We start from the raw sequence: 15,029 nt of genomic DNA, 5'->3' as shown, positions 1-15,029 counted from the left end.
AAGCGTAATGTAAAATTGTTGACAATCAAACAGTCTGAAACTATATTTCATTGCGTAAAAACGGGTGCCCTGATGTATTTCAGACGGCCTTACCGTGGTAGAATAACAACTTAAACCCATTCCCTCAGGAGCTGAAGATGTCCATCAAAGACGCTGTAAAACTGATTGAAGAAAGCGAAGCCCGCTTCGTAGATTTGCGCTTTACCGATACCAAAGGCAAGCAGCACCACTTTACCGTACCTGCCCGCATCGTCCTCGACGATCCCGAAGAATGGTTCGAAAACGGTCAAGCGTTTGACGGTTCGTCCATTGGCGGTTGGAAAGGTATTCAGGCTTCAGATATGCAGTTGCGCCCCGATGCGTCTACGGCCTTCGTTGATCCTTTCTACGACGATACCACCGTTGTCTTTACCTGCGACGTTATCGATCCGGCCGACGGCCAAGGCTATGACCGCGACCCCCGCTCTATCGCACGCCGCGCCGAAGCCTATTTGAAATCTTCCGGTATCGGCGACACCGCCTATTTCGGTCCCGAGCCTGAATTCTTCGTTTTTGACGGCGTAGAATTTGAAACCGACATGCACAAAACCCGTTACGAAATCACTTCCGAAAGCGGCGCATGGTCAAGTGGCCTGCACATGGATGGTCAAAACACCGGCCACCGTCCTACCGTTAAAGGCGGTTACGCACCTGTTGCGCCGATTGATTGCGGTCAAGATCTGCGTTCCGCCATGGTCAATGTTTTGGAAGAACTCGGCATCGAAGTGGAAGTTCATCACGCCGAAGTCGGTACCGGCAGCCAAATGGAAATCGGTACCCGTTTCTCCACTTTGGTTAAACGTGCCGACCAAACCCAAGACATGAAATACGTGATTCAAAACGTTGCCCACAATTTCGGCAAAACCGCTACTTTCATGCCCAAACCCATCATGGGCGACAACGGCAGCGGTATGCACGTTCACCAATCCATTTGGAAAGACGGTCAAAACCTGTTCTCAGGCGACGGCTATGCCGGTTTGTCCGATACCGCCCTTTATTACATCGGCGGTATCATCAAACACGCCAAAGCCCTGAACGCGATTACCAATCCGTCCACCAATTCTTACAAACGCCTCGTGCCGCACTTTGAAGCGCCGACCAAATTGGCATACTCTGCCAAAAACCGTTCCGCTTCCATCCGTATTCCGTCTGTGAACAGCAGCAAAGCACGCCGCATCGAAGCGCGTTTCCCTGATCCGACCGCCAACCCATACTTGGCATTTGCCGCTTTGTTGATGGCCGGTTTGGACGGTATTCAAAACAAAATCCATCCGGGCGACCCTGCCGATAAAAACCTCTACGATCTGCCGCCGGAAGAAGATGCATTGGTGCCGACCGTTTGCGCTTCTTTGGAAGAAGCACTGGCCGCCCTCAAAGCCGACCACGAATTCCTCCTGCGCGGCGGCGTATTCAGCAAAGACTGGATCGACAGCTACATCGCCTTTAAAGAGGAAGATGTCCGCCGTATCCGCATGGCGCCACATCCGCTGGAATTTGAAATGTATTACAGCCTGTAAAACAGCTGAGGCATTTTAAATAGTAAATCAAAGGCCGTCTGAAACTGGATTTGAAGTTTCAGACGGCCTTTAGGCTTGAAATAGATAGGGTAATTGAATCAGGTATGATAGCGAGAAGCAATGAATCATACCGTTTGAAAACCTTTATGGAATCGGTACTGCGTGTTAAATTTCAGCATGACAGGCCTTTTATTAAAGATATTCGCCATTACTTTATAGTGAACCAGTCTTCAAATTTAATCCGCAAGGTAAAGGCATTACTTGGGAAGAGCGAAGAGCTGAAAGAGTCTTTCGATTCGGATAAGACAGAAGAAGATTAAAGCCTCGGGCCGTCTGAAAGGATATTTAAGGATATTTTTTGTTTTCAGACGGCATGTTTGATAAGGAAAACCATGTTTGCAAATTTTGATTTAGGCGTATTTCTGCTGGCAGTATTGCCCGTGTTGTTGGCCATTACCGTGCGCGAAGTGGCACGCGGTTATACGGCGCGGTATTGGGGCGACCATACCGGCGAGCAGCTTGGGCGTTTGACCCTCAATCCGCTGCCGCACATCGACCCTGTCGGTACGATTGTCGTGCCGTTGGTGTGTCTGATGATAGGCAGTTTTCTGTTTGGTTGGGCGCGTCCTATGCCCATCGATTCGCGTAATTTCCGTGATCCACGCCGCGCGTGGCGTTGGGTGTCGATTTCAGGCCCGATTGCCAATCTGATTTTGGCGTTCTTTTGGGGTTTTGTCGTCGTACTTGCTGCGTATGTACCTGAGTCTTATCAAGCACCCTTGGCGCAGATGGCCGGTTACGGCGTGATGGTGAACTCGATTTGGGTCGCATTCAGCCTGATTCCGATTTTGCCTTGGGACGGTGGTATTTTTATCGATACCTTTCTCAACGCCAAACAGTCCATGCAGTTCCGTAAAATCGAGCCATACGGCACATGGATTATCCTGATCCTGTTGTTTACCGGCCTGCTGGCCAAACTGATTTGGCCGATTATCGCCATGATTCAGGCCGCAGTGCAGATGGTTGTCATGCTGTTTATTTAAATGTTTTGGCTGAAAAGGCCGTCTGAAACTCAGGTTCAGACGGCCTTTTTCATTGTGCAACATGTAAATACGATTGGAAAAGTTGCTTAAAAATTGTACAATTTCAGCCCTTTCAATTTGGCGCACACATCATGCACATCGGCGGCTATTTCATTGACAACCCCATCGCACTTGCCCCCATGGCAGGCATTACGGACAAACCGTTCCGCCTGATTTGCCGCGAGTTTGGCGCAGGGTGGGTGGTATGCGAAATGCTGACCAGCGATCCGAGCTTGCGCCATACCAAAAAAACCTTGCGCCGCAGCGATTTTGAAGGCGAGGGCAGAGTGGTGGCCGTGCAGATTGCCGGCAGCGATCCGCAGCAGATGGCGGAAGCCGCGCGGTATAACGTCGGCTTGGGCGCTCAGGTGATTGATATAAACATGGGCTGTCCGGCCAAAAAAGTCTGTAATGTGCAGGCGGGCAGCGCATTGATGCAAAACGAGCCGTTGGTTGCCGAAATCTTGAAAGCCGTTGTAAATGCGGTGGACGTACCCGTTACCCTCAAAACCCGTTTGGGCTGGCACGATGAACATCAAAACTTGCCGACTATTGCCAAAATCGCCGAAGAATCAGGCATCGCTGCCCTTGCCATACACGGACGTACACGCACGCAGATGTACAAAGGCGAAGCGCGTTACGAACTGATTGCCGAAACTAAAGGCCGTCTGAACATCCCCGTTTGGGTCAACGGCGATATCACTTCGCCGCAAAAAGCAGCCGCCGTCCTCAAACAAACCGCTGCCGACGGCATCATGATAGGGCGCGGCGCACAAGGCAGACCGTGGCTTTTCCGTGATTTAAAACATTATGCCGAACACGGCGTTTTGCCGCCGGCCTTGAGCTTGGCAGAATGCAATACCACCATTTTGAACCACATCCGCGCCATGCATGAATTTTATGGCGAAGTCGCCGGCGTACGCATCGCCCGCAAACACATCGGCTGGTATATCGATGAAATGCCCGACGGCGAACAAACACGTCGGAAAATCAACCGCTTGGACAGCGCCGCGGCACAATACGATACCCTTGCCGCCTATCTTGAGGCGCTTTCAGAGAAAACCGACCGCTGGGTATGCCACTATCGGGAAGGCTAAAGAGTTTCGAATTTCAGACGGCCTTTTTATTTTTTGGAAGTAAATATGAAATTGACCCCACGTCTCAAACGCTTCGGCATAGCCGCGCTGTTGCTGACAGGATTCGGCATTTACGCTTATGACTACAATCTGATAGCTTGTAAATTAATGGATCGCTATTGGAATGAAGACAAAGGCAGGTGCATGAATCCCGATTGCCGTCAACATGATGCTTGCGTGATGAGTGCGTTTAAGAGTAGAGCAACATGCGAAACCATCCGCCCCGGTGACAGTTTAGACAAGGCTTGGTATGTACTGGGTAAGCCTTGGTATGAGGAAAACGGGCGTTTCTTTTGGGATGATAAATATGGAGATCATGTAGCGGAAATCGAACCGGACGGAGAAAAGGTTGGCAAGATTACCTGCTTGGGGGAGTAGGTTGCGTGAGGAGATGGTTTCAGGAAGCCCTATGTTTAAGTTGTTAAAACAATTGTTTGTCAAAAAGCATCAAGCTGATTCCATGTTTCCGCGCAATCGTTTCGAACATGTGGATTGGGAACAGGAATTGACCGATGCTGCTCGTCGTCTGGTCAATGATGATGGACATTATGACGAACAAGGTAAGACTGTTGAGCTGGAGTTAAGTGAGGGAGCGCATAATATCCTGCTGTATTTTGCTTCAGGGGATGAAGCTCAATGCATGGAAATCCTGCAGAATTTGAACGCATGGGATAATCAGGTTCAAGCATCTTTGGAAAAAGAGGATCAATCGCCTATTCCTAGAGCTTATCAAGAAATAGGATATAACCGCCAATCTTGGAAAAAGGTGCGGCAATTTCATGTTTGGATAGTCAATTGTGAAGAAAAACCGTATTCCATCCATTACGTTGCCGATCATGTCAATAATGAATTTGTTATTTATCTGGCTCAAGAAAATGGCGTGTGGCAGGCGTTTTGGGACAGTAAATTACAGAAATCTATTTCAAAATAAGATATTGATAGCTAATCAAAAATAAATATAAATCGGATAGGGTAAATTCAATCAAATCAAATAAACGTCGTCTGAATGTTCAGACGGCCTCATCATTTAAAAACAAATCTAAAGAAAGACAATCACGATGAATCAAACGACGACTGACATTGCGCAATGTATTGAACAAAACTTACGACAATACTTCAAAGACTTGGATGGTACGGAACCTTGCGGCGTGTATGATATGGTATTACATCAAGTGGAAAAGCCAATGCTTGCCTGCGTGATGGAGCAATGCGGCGGCAACCAGTCTAAAGCGGCCGTTATTTTGGGTTTGAACCGCAATACCCTGCGTAAAAAATTACAACAGCACGGTATGCTGTAATACGGCAGGGCAATCCGTCCTGACGGTCGAAGGAGAAATAACAATGCAAAATCCGAATAAATTAAATATCCATTTCATCTTGCACGAGGCATTTGAAGTGCCGGGAGCATATTTGAAATGGGCGCAATGGCGCGGACATAACATCAGTACAACCAAAGTGTACGAAAGGGAAACCCTGCCTGACAATGTGGACGATATAGATTTTTTGATTGTGATGGGCGGGCCGCAATCGCCTGATGAAGACAGGCAGGCATTCCCGTATTACGACCCCGAATCCGAGCTGCGCCTGATGCGTCAGGCGATGGCGGCGGATAAATATATTGTCGGCGTGTGTTTGGGTGCGCAGCTTTTATCCGTTGCCTACGGCGCGCGCCACACACGCAGCCCTGAGCGTGAAATCGGCATTTATCCGATTGAGCTGACGGCGGAAGGTTTGGCGGATGCCCATGTTTCCCTGTTGGGCAAAACCCTGAATACCGGCCATTGGCACGGCGATATGCCCGGTTTGACGGATAAGGCGGTTGTGTTGGCAACCAGCAAAGGCTGTCCGCGCCAGATTATCCGTTTTGCGCCCAAACATTATGCCTTCCAGGCTCATTTGGAGTTTGACCGTGAAGCCGTCGGGCTGCTGATTGCGGCGGACGGACGCGAAAATGTGGCCGAACAAAGCCAAGCCCAAACTTATGTCCAGCATCCGGATAAAATCGAAGCGGCGGATTTCAGTGAAATGAATGCCAAACTCTTCGACTTTTTGGATTCGCTGACGCAGTCAAAATAAAAAAGGCCAACCCTACAGGCCGTCTGAATAATAAATATAGAGAAGAAACGATTAACCCTTTTTAAAAGGTCGGACCATGTTCTATCAAATACTTGCCCTGCTGATTTGGGGCAGCTCTTTTATCGCTGCCAAGTATTCTTACGAGATGATCGACCCTGCGCTGATGGTCGAGGCGCGGTTGTTGATTGCCGCATTGATGGTGCTGCCGTCGTGCCGTCGCCATTTGGGTAGGATTCCGCGGAGCGAGTGGAAGCCGTTGTTGTGGATTTCCTTTGTCAACTACGTTGTCGTTTTGATGCTTCAGTTTATCGGTTTGAAATATACATCTGCCGCCAGCGCGGTTACCATGGTCGGGCTGGAACCCTTGCTGGTGGTTTTTGTTGGTCATTTCTTTTTCAACGACAAAGCGAAAATTTACCACTGGATTTGCGGTGCGGCGGCGTTTGCCGGCGTAGGCATGATGGTATTGGGCGGCGCGGAAGAGGGAGGTACGATTGACTGGTTCGGCTGTTTGCTGATTTTGCTCGCAGGATTCGGTTTCGCCGGCGTGATACGTCCGAGCCAAAAAATGATTGCCCGTATCGGTGCGCCTGCATTTACCGCGGCTTCCATGGCGGCGGCGGCGCTGTTGTGCCTGCCGTTTTCGCTGGTGTTGGCAGACAGCTATCAAATCAACTGGTCGTGGGGCGGTACGCTGTCGGTGTTGTATATGGGGATTGGCTGCAGCTGGCTCGCCTATCTGTTGTGGAACAAAGGCATGAACAAAGTCCCTGCCAACGTCTCCGGCCTGCTGATTTCGCTCGAGCCTGTCATCGGCGTTATCATGGCGGTGTTGATTTTGGGCGAACATTTAAGCAGCATGGCCGCGCTGGGCATTACCGTCGTCATTTCGTCCACTTTTGTCGCCGGAGTGTTGGCGCGTATCGGCAGCAAACACAAAAAGGCCGTCTGAAAACAGTTTCAGACGGCCTGAAATAGCCGTACTTTTTCAATCAAACATTTTGGGAAAATTTCTATGAAACGCATTATCTCCCTGCTTTTGCTTGCCTGCCCCGTTTTGGCGTCGGCAGCACCCGATAACGACAAAGCCGCCGTACAGGCCGTCATTGCCAAGTATTACAACCGACCGCTTGCCGCGCACAAATGCCAGCTTACCGAGCCGCCGAAAGACAGTGAGACAGCATCTGACAATATCATGTATTGCATGAAACCTGTCGCCGACCATACCGTAACACGCAACGGCAAAGCCGCGCGCTATGTGTTGTACACAGGTTTTGCCTACGATATGGAACAAAAAGTAAAACAGGATGCCCATGCTTCTTCCGGTCTGGCAGAATTGTTTGTTTTGGAGAAAGCAGACGGCAAGTGGGCAATCAAACAGCACGGAAGAGATAAAATCGGCGCATGGGGCGAGCCACCGGAGAATAAGGAATGGAAGTTTGTTCAGGTGGGCGCACAAAACTGGGGCTATGTTGCCGAATCAAGTTATACAGGCCAAGGCGACACGATGACTTCGCAAAACTTCCTGTTTACCGATGATAGTAACCGAATCCGCAACAGTGTCATGATCAGCGGTAACGATAACGGCGCATATTACGGCAATTGCGATGAATATAAAGGGCGCGAAAAACGCCTCTGCGAAGACACGTTTGTCAGCATGGAAGCCAAAATTGCTTTTGACAAAAGCCGTCCTGCCGTATCCGGCGTATGGGCGTTGGCTGCAAAACTCAGCGGCGTATCAGGAAAGAAAAATTATAAAAATCAGAAATATATTTTCCCTTATAACGGCAAAACCCACGTTGCCCCCAAAAACTATCCCTTAGGCGGACAATAGTTTCCTTGAAAAACGCTTTTATCAAACCACTACTACCTCAAGTCAAATCCCGTGAAAGACACTTATAAACTCTGGGCCGCCCTCATCATTACCGGCATTATCGGCGGCATGGTCGGCATTGTATTAACCGAAATCATGCACACGATTCAACATCTTGCCTACGGTTACGGTTCAGACGGCCTATACGTTTCATTCCGAGAGGGCGTAGCGCAGGCAAGTCCGGAGCGACGTATCGGCGTGATGACCTTTTGCGGCGCGGTGGTCGGCTTGGGGTGGTGGTTGCTCAAACGCTACGGCAGGCCGCAACCGAGTATTAAAGCCGTGGTTAAAAATCCGCTCGCCGGTTTTCCGTTTTTTGAAACCGTCAGCCATGCACTGTTGCAAATCATTACCGTCGGGCTTGGCTCGCCGCTCGGCCGCGAAGTTGCACCGCGCGAAATGACCGCCGCCTTTGCTTCAGTAGGCGTCAACCGTTTCGGGTTGAGCGAAGACGACACAAGGCTGGTCATCGCTTGCGCCTCGGGTGCAGGTTTGGCGGCTGTGTATAACGTGCCGCTCGCCTCCACACTTTTTATCCTCGAAGCCATGCTGGGCGTATGGACGCAGCAAGCCGTCGCCGCCGCATTGCTGACTTCCGTCATCGCCACCGCCGTCGCGCGCATCGGCCTGGGCGACGTGCAGCAATATCATCCGGCCAACCTTTCCATCAACACCTCATTACTTTGGTTTTCCGCCATCATCGGCCCGATACTGGGCGTAACCGCCGTCTTTTTCCAGCGCACCGCCCAAAAGTTCCCCTTCATCAAGCGCAACAATATCAAAATCATTCCTTTGGCCGTCTGTATGTTTGCACTCATCGGCGTGATTGCCGTTTGGTTTCCCGAAATTTTGGGCAACGGCAAAGCAGGCAACCAACTGACTTTTGGCGGCTTGACCGACTGGCAACACAGCCTTGAGCTGACCGCCGTCAAATGGCTGGTCGTCTTGATGGCACTTGCCGTCGGCGCATACGGCGGCCTGATTACCCCGTCCATGATGCTCGGCAGTACCATTGCCTTTACAGCTGCCGCCGCGTGGAACAGCGTTTTCCCAGAAATGTCCTCCGAAAGCGCGGCCGTTGTCGGCGCCGCCGTTTTCCTTGGCGTTTCCCTCAAAATGCCACTGACGGCCATCGTCTTTGTTTTAGAACTCACCTACGCCTCCGTTGCCTTACTCATGCCATTATGTGCAGGCATGACAGGCGCAGTATGGGTAGCAAAGAAAATGGGATTTAAATAGTCAAAAGCATCAGGCCGTCTGAAACCGAGTTTCAGACGACCTTTTGCAATAAAATTGTCAACAATATCTATAAAAACCTACTGCCAAAAAGGCGAAAATAGCGGATAATACCGCCCTGAAAATTCATCCCATACTGATTAAACCTTCAACAAAGGAAATCCCATGTCTTCCATCAAACGCGCCCTGATCAGCCTATCCGACAAGACAGGCGCAGTCGAATTTGCACAAACCCTGACCAAGCTCGGTGTTGAAATCCTCTCTACCGGCGGTACAGCAAAGCTCTTGGCTGATGCAGGCGTCCCCGTTATCGAAGTTGCCGACTATACCGGCTTCCCCGAAATGCTCGACGGCCGCGTGAAAACCCTGCATCCGAAAATCCACGGCGGCATCCTCGGCCGTCGCGATTTAGATGAACACGTCGCCAAGATGGAAGAACACGGCATCGGCAATATTGATTTAGTGTGCGTCAACCTCTACCCCTTCGCCGCCACCATCGCCAAACCAAACTGCACACTGGAAGACGCGATTGAAAACATCGACATCGGCGGGCCGACCATGGTTCGCTCTGCCGCGAAAAACTGGAAACACGTCGCCATCGTTACCGATACCGCCGATTTCCCTGCCATCGCCGCCGAACTCGAAGCCAACAACGGCGCATTGAGCGACAAAACCCGTTTCAACCTCTCACGCAAAGCATTCAGCCATACCGCCCAATACGACGGCATGATTTCCAACTACCTGACCTCGCTTTCAGACGACGTCTTAAGCGGCCAGCCCCAAATCGGCGAATTCCCAAGCCAGTTCAACCAAAGCTGGATTAAAGTGCAAGACATGCGCTACGGCGAAAATCCGCACCAACGCGCCGCGTTCTACCGCGATATTTACCCAGCCGCAGGCAGCCTTTCCGCCTACAAACAGCTGCAAGGCAAAGAATTGTCTTACAACAACATCGCCGATGCCGATGCCGCTTGGGAAGCCGTCAAATCCTTTGACGCGCCGGCCTGCGTGATCGTGAAACACGCCAATCCGTGCGGCGTGGCCATCGCCTCCAATACCTTGGATGCCTACAAACTCGCCTACGCTACCGACACCACCAGCGCATTCGGCGGCATTATCGCCTTCAACCGCGAAGTGGACGGCGAAACCGTCAAACAAATTACCGACAACCAATTTATGGAAGTCCTCATGGCGCCGAAGTTCACCGCCGAAGCACTCGAAATCGCCGCCGCCAAGAAAAACGTGCGCGTATTGGAAGTGCCGCTCGAAGCAGGAGCCAACCGCTTTGAACTCAAACGCGTCGGCGGCGGACTGTTGGTACAAACCCCCGACATCCACCGCCTCAACCGCGCCGATTTAAAAGTCGTCTCAAAACGCCAACCGACCGAGCAAGAATGGAACGACCTGATGTTTGTATGGAACGTCGCCAAATACGTCAAATCCAACGCCATCGTCTTCGGTAAAGGCGGTCAAACCTACGGAATCGGCGCAGGCCAAATGAGCCGTGTGGACAGCACCCGCATCGCCGCCCGCAAAGCGCAGGACGCAGGTTTGGACTTAAACGGCGCCTGTGCTGCTTCCGATGCCTTCTTCCCGTTCCGCGACGGCGTAGATGTCATTGCCGAGCAGGGCATCAAAGCCATCATCCATCCAGCAGGCTCCATGCGCGACCAAGAAGTCTTTGACGCAGCGGACGAACACGGCATCGCCATGGTCGTAACCGGCATCCGCCATTTCCGCCACTAATAAGCTGATATAAAATAAAGGCCGTCTGAAACCCATTTTCAGACGGCCTTTTTCAATACATTAAATCAAGACAAAGCAACAAAGCCATATCCATTCCGATTCATACGGCAACAAAACGTCCCAAGTCTAAAACCAACCCACTCAGAGAAAAAAACATGAAACACATCCTCCTCATCCTGACACTTGCCACACTCACCGCCTGCGCCTCCAGCCATACCGGCGGCTACGGCTATGCCGGCAACAACGGCGCATCCGCAGGCGTGACCCAAACATTCCGTTGGTAAGGCCGTCTGAAAAACAACACAGTTTTCTACAATAGAAAACAAACAAATCCCAAACGTAAAGGCAAGTTTTACACTTGCCTTTTTTATACTATTTAGCGGCTCAATAACGCATAAATTCGCATCATTAAGCCGCCATTTAAATGTTAGAAAACGTTAAAGGCCGTCTGAAAACAGACTGTATAAACCCATTACATGATTCAAATCAACCTTCAATAAAAATCTCATTAAATTTCTAAATAAAAGCTGACATATAAATCTATCACTAAAATAACTATCCTATTTGTATATTATTCAATAATCATTATTGTTTAAAAATTTCAATAAAAATCATATAGGTAGAAAAAGCGTTTAAAAAAAGCAACAAGTAAATCTAACCGGCATGACCGTTGAGGGCGAAAAAATAACACTTTATCGGAAGAGTTGATTTGTAAAACCAAACGCATATAAAATTTGGACAAGGATTCCGAATGCATTGATAGAAGCTGACAAAAAGTGACTTGTTAAGAAACAAGCTGACAAAAAACGGCACATCGTTTCCCAAACTTCACAAGCTTCTGGAAATGTATCAGCATAAAATCCCATAAAACAGGCTTTTAGCTGCTATTCGGCCGAGTGGAGACTTTTGGCACGGGAATTGCATACAAGAGATTACGACGTAAAACCGCATAAAGGGGAGACTCTGAAGTGCGGCATATGTATGGGCAAGCGGTTTATGGCCGAGCAAACGTCCCAAAAGAAATCAAACCCCTTACAGGAAAATCGATATGAATAAAGTCTTTAAAGTTATTTGGAACCACGCGACCCAGACATGGACCGCGGTTTCCGAGATCAGCCATGCACACGGCAAAAAATCCGCTTCTGACAAGCGTAAAGCCGTAGCTGCTGCAGTGGTTGCAGCAGGTGCTTTGATGGCATCTAGCGGAGCAGAGGCCGATGTAAAATTGGGAGGTAGTGCAGTAAACATTACTCCTAATGGTACTTACAACGGTTCTAACAAAAACGTTGGTGTCAACTCTGTTGTAGTGGGTTATCAAAATACTGCCAGCGGCCAAGATGGCACTATCGCTTACGGTGCTAACAATACTGCGACTGCAAACGCAGCATTGGCTGTGGGTAATAACAATATCGCAACCGGCGGTGCATCGACTGCAATGGGTGTAAGCTCTGTTGCAAGTGGCGAAGCTTCTGTTGCAATCGGTAACGTAGCCCAAGCAACGCAAATTCGTGCGACTGCAGTAGGTAACCGTGCGACTGCTACTCAAGACTCCGCAAGTGCATTCGGTAACCGTGCAAATGCTGGCGCACAATTTGCAACAGCTATTGGTGACAACTCCAATGCAAATGCTGCTGCAGTTGCTGTAGGTACGCATGCGAACGCTGAAAAACAAGATTCTATCGCTATTGGTAACAACGCTCACGGTGCTTGGACAAATGCGATTGCTGTCGGTAAAGATAGCGTAGCAAAACAAGACCACGCGATTGCAGCAGGTACTAGCGCAAATGCGTCAGGTATTCAAGCTGTCGGCGTTGGTTCATATACAAAAGCAGAAGGTAATCTGACAGTTGCGGTTGGTCCATATGCGCAAGCCAATAAAGAAGCTGCAGTTGCTGTAGGTTCTAATGCTACTGCTGCTGAGTCTAACTCTATTGCCGTGGGTCAAACTGCTACTGCGGCTAACAATAATTCCATTTCTATCGGTACTAAAACAGTTTCTAGAGGCGATAACGCAATTGGTATCGGTGCTTATGCTGAATCAACTGCTGCACGTGGTACCGCTATCGGCGTATTGTCTCAAGCGAATGGCGAAGGCTCATTTGCCGGTGGTGCATCTGCTCAAGCAGTAGGTACTAACTCTGTGGCTATTGGTGGTGCGACAGATGGTACTCTGGGTAATAAAGCAGGTACTGCTGCTAAAGCAACCGGTAACAACTCTATCGCTTTGGGTACTCAATCTAAAGCTGCTGGTAATAACTCTATTGCACAAGGTACTGCTTCTAACGCTGCTGGCAATAACTCTATCGCTCAAGGTAACAGTGCAACTGCTAAGCAAGCTGCTGACGTTGCCGTAGGTCATGCTGCTACAGCTGATGGTACTTCTACTGGCGCTGATGCTGAAGGCGCAACAAACAAAGCTGGTTCAGCAATGGCAATCGGTACTGAAGCTCAAGCAACCGGTATCGTAGCTACAGCCATCGGTGAGCGCTCTAAAGCTCTGGCAAACGGCGCAGTAGCATTGGGTGGCGATGCTCAAGCTAAAAAAGGTTCTGCCGTAGCAATCGGTCGCGGTTCTGTAGCGGACGGTATTTCTGCCGCTGCATTCGGTCCTGCTGCTCAAGCAACTGGTAAATACGCAGTAGCTTTGGGTGTACAAAGCCAAGCCACTTCAGAACAAGCCATCGCATTGGGCCGTGGTGCTAAAGCCAATGGCGGTGAATATGCAACTGCTCTGGGTAATGGTGCTCAAGCAACAGCCAAAAACACTCTGGCTTTGGGCACAGAAGCTAAATCTACTATCGAAAACAGCGTAGCCCTGGGTAACGGTTCTACAACCAGCGCATTCGCACCTACTAACAGCGCTACTGTTGGCAATTACACTTACGGTGGTTTCGCAGGTGCAACCAGCAGCTTGAATAACGGCGCAGTATTGTCTGTAGGTTCTGCAGGTAACGAACGTCAAATTCAAAACGTTGCTGCAGGTCGTATCTCTTCAACTTCTACCGATGCAATCAACGGCTCTCAATTGTTTGCCGTAGCAAACCGCATCGAAAACCTGAATCCGTTTGTATTCACAGGCCACAATGGCAGCGGTAGCTCACCAGCTGAAGGTACTTACAAATACGATCCTAAATCAAATGCCAATAACACTCTGAAACTGATCGCTGGTAACGGTTTGACAATGACCTCAAACGGCACTAACGAGTACACCCTGAGCGTAATCGGTGGTGGTTCTACTGGTGCTACCGGCGCTACTGGTCCTAAAGGCGAAAAAGGCGATACCGGTCCTGCTGGCCCTAAAGGCGACAAAGGCGATAAAGGTGACACTGGCGCAGCCGGCGCTAAAGGTGACAAAGGCGATAAAGGTGACACTGGTGCAGCCGGCGCTAAAGGCGATAAAGGTGACACTGGTGCAGCTGGCGCTAAAGGCGACAAAGGTGACACTGGTGCAGCTGGCGCTAAAGGTGACACTGGTGCAGCTGGCGCTAAAGGTGACACTGGTGCAGCTGGCGCTAAAGGCGACAAAGGTGACACTGGCGCAGCCGGCGCTAAAGGCGACAAAGGCGATAAAGGTGACACTGGTGCAGCTGGCGCTAAAGGCGATAAAGGTGACACTGGTGCAGCTGGCGCTAAAGGCGATAAAGGCGACAGCATCACAGGTGAAGTTGTAGATAATGGTGACGGTACCCATACCATCACTATTACTAATCTAGGTGATGGCTCAGTCACTACTACCATCGTAAAAGACGGTAAAAACGGTAAAGATGGTAAAGACGGTGCTACTGGCGCAGCCGGCGCTAAAGGCGACAAAGGTGACACTGGCGCAGCCGGCGCTAAAGGCGACAAAGGTGACACTGGTGCAACCGGCGCTAAAGGCGACAAAGGCGATAAAGGTGACACTGGTGAAAAAGGTGACACTGGTGAAAAAGGTGGCAGCATCACAGGTGAAGTTGTAGATAATGGTGACGGTACCCATACAATCACTATTACTGATCTTGAGACCGGTTCAGTCACTACTACCATCGTTAAAGACGGTAAAGACGGTGTAGATGGTAAGAATGCTAAAGCCGACGTTAAAGACAACGGCGATGGTACTCACACTGTAACTATCACTGATGGCGAAGGTAATACCACTACTACTATCATTAAAGACGGTAAGAACGCTGAAGCCGATGTTAAAGACAACGGCAACGGTACTCACACTGTAACCATCAAAGACGGTAACGGTAACACCACTACTACCATCATTAAAGACGGTGCAACTGGTGCCAAAGGCGATACCGGCGCAACTGGTGCAACCGGTGCTGACGGTAAGAACGCTGAA

At 49.9% G+C, this 15,029-nt stretch carries 14 protein-coding genes; all 14 read left to right on the top strand.

Going from position 1 to position 15,029, the window contains the following annotated elements; all coding sequences use genetic code 11:
* Positions 1–137 precede the first annotated feature (137 nt).
* Entirely contained in the window at positions 138–1,556 is a 1,419-nt protein-coding gene (glnA, locus tag ACTHRY_RS10550) for a type I glutamate--ammonia ligase (RefSeq protein ID WP_263340602.1), read from the top strand.
* Between the two features lie 104 nt (positions 1,557–1,660).
* On the top strand, positions 1,661–1,876 hold the full coding sequence (locus ACTHRY_RS10545; RefSeq protein WP_440374242.1) for a hypothetical protein: 216 nt from the start codon (positions 1,661–1,663) through the stop codon (positions 1,874–1,876).
* Between the two features lie 72 nt (positions 1,877–1,948).
* Entirely contained in the window at positions 1,949–2,599 is a 651-nt protein-coding gene (locus ACTHRY_RS10540) for a site-2 protease family protein (protein WP_070608564.1), read from the top strand.
* A 131-nt stretch (positions 2,600–2,730) separates the two neighbouring features.
* Positions 2,731–3,735 carry a tRNA dihydrouridine synthase DusB gene (dusB, locus tag ACTHRY_RS10535; protein ID WP_440374241.1) on the top strand — a complete coding sequence of 335 codons (1,005 nt, stop codon included), beginning with the start codon at positions 2,731–2,733 and terminating at the stop codon, positions 3,733–3,735.
* A 45-nt stretch (positions 3,736–3,780) separates the two neighbouring features.
* Entirely contained in the window at positions 3,781–4,152 is a 372-nt protein-coding gene (locus ACTHRY_RS10530; protein ID WP_049321995.1) for a hypothetical protein, read from the top strand.
* A 31-nt stretch (positions 4,153–4,183) separates the two neighbouring features.
* On the top strand, positions 4,184–4,705 hold the full coding sequence (locus tag ACTHRY_RS10525) for a hypothetical protein (RefSeq protein WP_440374240.1): 522 nt from the start codon (positions 4,184–4,186) through the stop codon (positions 4,703–4,705).
* A 127-nt stretch (positions 4,706–4,832) separates the two neighbouring features.
* Positions 4,833–5,072 (top strand): Fis family transcriptional regulator, encoded by a 240-nt coding sequence (locus ACTHRY_RS10520; RefSeq protein ID WP_003684241.1) that lies wholly within the window; start codon positions 4,833–4,835, stop codon positions 5,070–5,072.
* 43 nt (positions 5,073–5,115) lie between these two features.
* Positions 5,116–5,850 (top strand): glutamine amidotransferase-related protein, encoded by a 735-nt coding sequence (locus tag ACTHRY_RS10515; RefSeq protein ID WP_263340620.1) that lies wholly within the window; start codon positions 5,116–5,118, stop codon positions 5,848–5,850.
* Positions 5,851–5,926: 76 nt separating this feature from the next.
* Positions 5,927–6,802, top strand: coding sequence for a DMT family transporter (locus ACTHRY_RS10510; protein ID WP_440374239.1), 876 nt, complete (start codon positions 5,927–5,929; stop codon positions 6,800–6,802).
* 63 nt (positions 6,803–6,865) lie between these two features.
* Positions 6,866–7,684: a hypothetical protein gene (locus ACTHRY_RS10505; protein WP_440374238.1), complete on the top strand. Its 819-nt coding sequence runs from the start codon at positions 6,866–6,868 to the stop codon at positions 7,682–7,684.
* Positions 7,685–7,792: 108 nt separating this feature from the next.
* On the top strand, positions 7,793–8,962 hold the full coding sequence (locus ACTHRY_RS10500; RefSeq protein WP_440374250.1) for a chloride channel protein: 1,170 nt from the start codon (positions 7,793–7,795) through the stop codon (positions 8,960–8,962).
* 162 nt (positions 8,963–9,124) lie between these two features.
* Positions 9,125–10,705: a bifunctional phosphoribosylaminoimidazolecarboxamide formyltransferase/IMP cyclohydrolase gene (gene purH, locus ACTHRY_RS10495; protein WP_070823772.1), complete on the top strand. Its 1,581-nt coding sequence runs from the start codon at positions 9,125–9,127 to the stop codon at positions 10,703–10,705.
* A 155-nt stretch (positions 10,706–10,860) separates the two neighbouring features.
* A complete protein-coding gene (locus ACTHRY_RS10490) occupies positions 10,861–10,989 on the top strand; it encodes a hypothetical protein (protein WP_256388401.1) in 129 nt (42 codons plus the stop codon).
* 764 nt (positions 10,990–11,753) lie between these two features.
* Positions 11,754–15,029: collagen-flanked surface repeat-containing protein (locus ACTHRY_RS10485; RefSeq protein WP_440374237.1), on the top strand; the 3,276-nt coding region annotated here is incomplete at its 3' end.

Source organism: Neisseria sp. P0004.S004, from assembly GCF_051963335.1.
In the GTDB taxonomy this organism is placed as follows: Bacteria; Pseudomonadota; Gammaproteobacteria; order Burkholderiales; family Neisseriaceae; genus Neisseria.
This window is presented reverse-complemented; position numbering and strand designations above follow the sequence as displayed.

What these genes read in the sequence shown, in the direction of transcription:
- glnA (WP_263340602.1), top strand. Translation starts at nt 138, where the DNA reads ATGTCCATCAAAGACGCTGTAAAACTGATTGAAGAAAGCGAAGCCCGC.
- ACTHRY_RS10545 (WP_440374242.1), top strand. Translation starts at nt 1,661, where the DNA reads ATGATAGCGAGAAGCAATGAATCATACCGTTTGAAAACCTTTATGGAA.
- ACTHRY_RS10540 (WP_070608564.1), top strand. Translation starts at nt 1,949, where the DNA reads ATGTTTGCAAATTTTGATTTAGGCGTATTTCTGCTGGCAGTATTGCCC.
- dusB (WP_440374241.1), top strand. Translation starts at nt 2,731, where the DNA reads ATGCACATCGGCGGCTATTTCATTGACAACCCCATCGCACTTGCCCCC.
- ACTHRY_RS10530 (WP_049321995.1), top strand. Translation starts at nt 3,781, where the DNA reads ATGAAATTGACCCCACGTCTCAAACGCTTCGGCATAGCCGCGCTGTTG.
- ACTHRY_RS10525 (WP_440374240.1), top strand. Translation starts at nt 4,184, where the DNA reads ATGTTTAAGTTGTTAAAACAATTGTTTGTCAAAAAGCATCAAGCTGAT.
- ACTHRY_RS10520 (WP_003684241.1), top strand. Translation starts at nt 4,833, where the DNA reads ATGAATCAAACGACGACTGACATTGCGCAATGTATTGAACAAAACTTA.
- ACTHRY_RS10515 (WP_263340620.1), top strand. Translation starts at nt 5,116, where the DNA reads ATGCAAAATCCGAATAAATTAAATATCCATTTCATCTTGCACGAGGCA.
- ACTHRY_RS10510 (WP_440374239.1), top strand. Translation starts at nt 5,927, where the DNA reads ATGTTCTATCAAATACTTGCCCTGCTGATTTGGGGCAGCTCTTTTATC.
- ACTHRY_RS10505 (WP_440374238.1), top strand. Translation starts at nt 6,866, where the DNA reads ATGAAACGCATTATCTCCCTGCTTTTGCTTGCCTGCCCCGTTTTGGCG.
- ACTHRY_RS10500 (WP_440374250.1), top strand. Translation starts at nt 7,793, where the DNA reads ATGGTCGGCATTGTATTAACCGAAATCATGCACACGATTCAACATCTT.
- purH (WP_070823772.1), top strand. Translation starts at nt 9,125, where the DNA reads ATGTCTTCCATCAAACGCGCCCTGATCAGCCTATCCGACAAGACAGGC.
- ACTHRY_RS10490 (WP_256388401.1), top strand. Translation starts at nt 10,861, where the DNA reads ATGAAACACATCCTCCTCATCCTGACACTTGCCACACTCACCGCCTGC.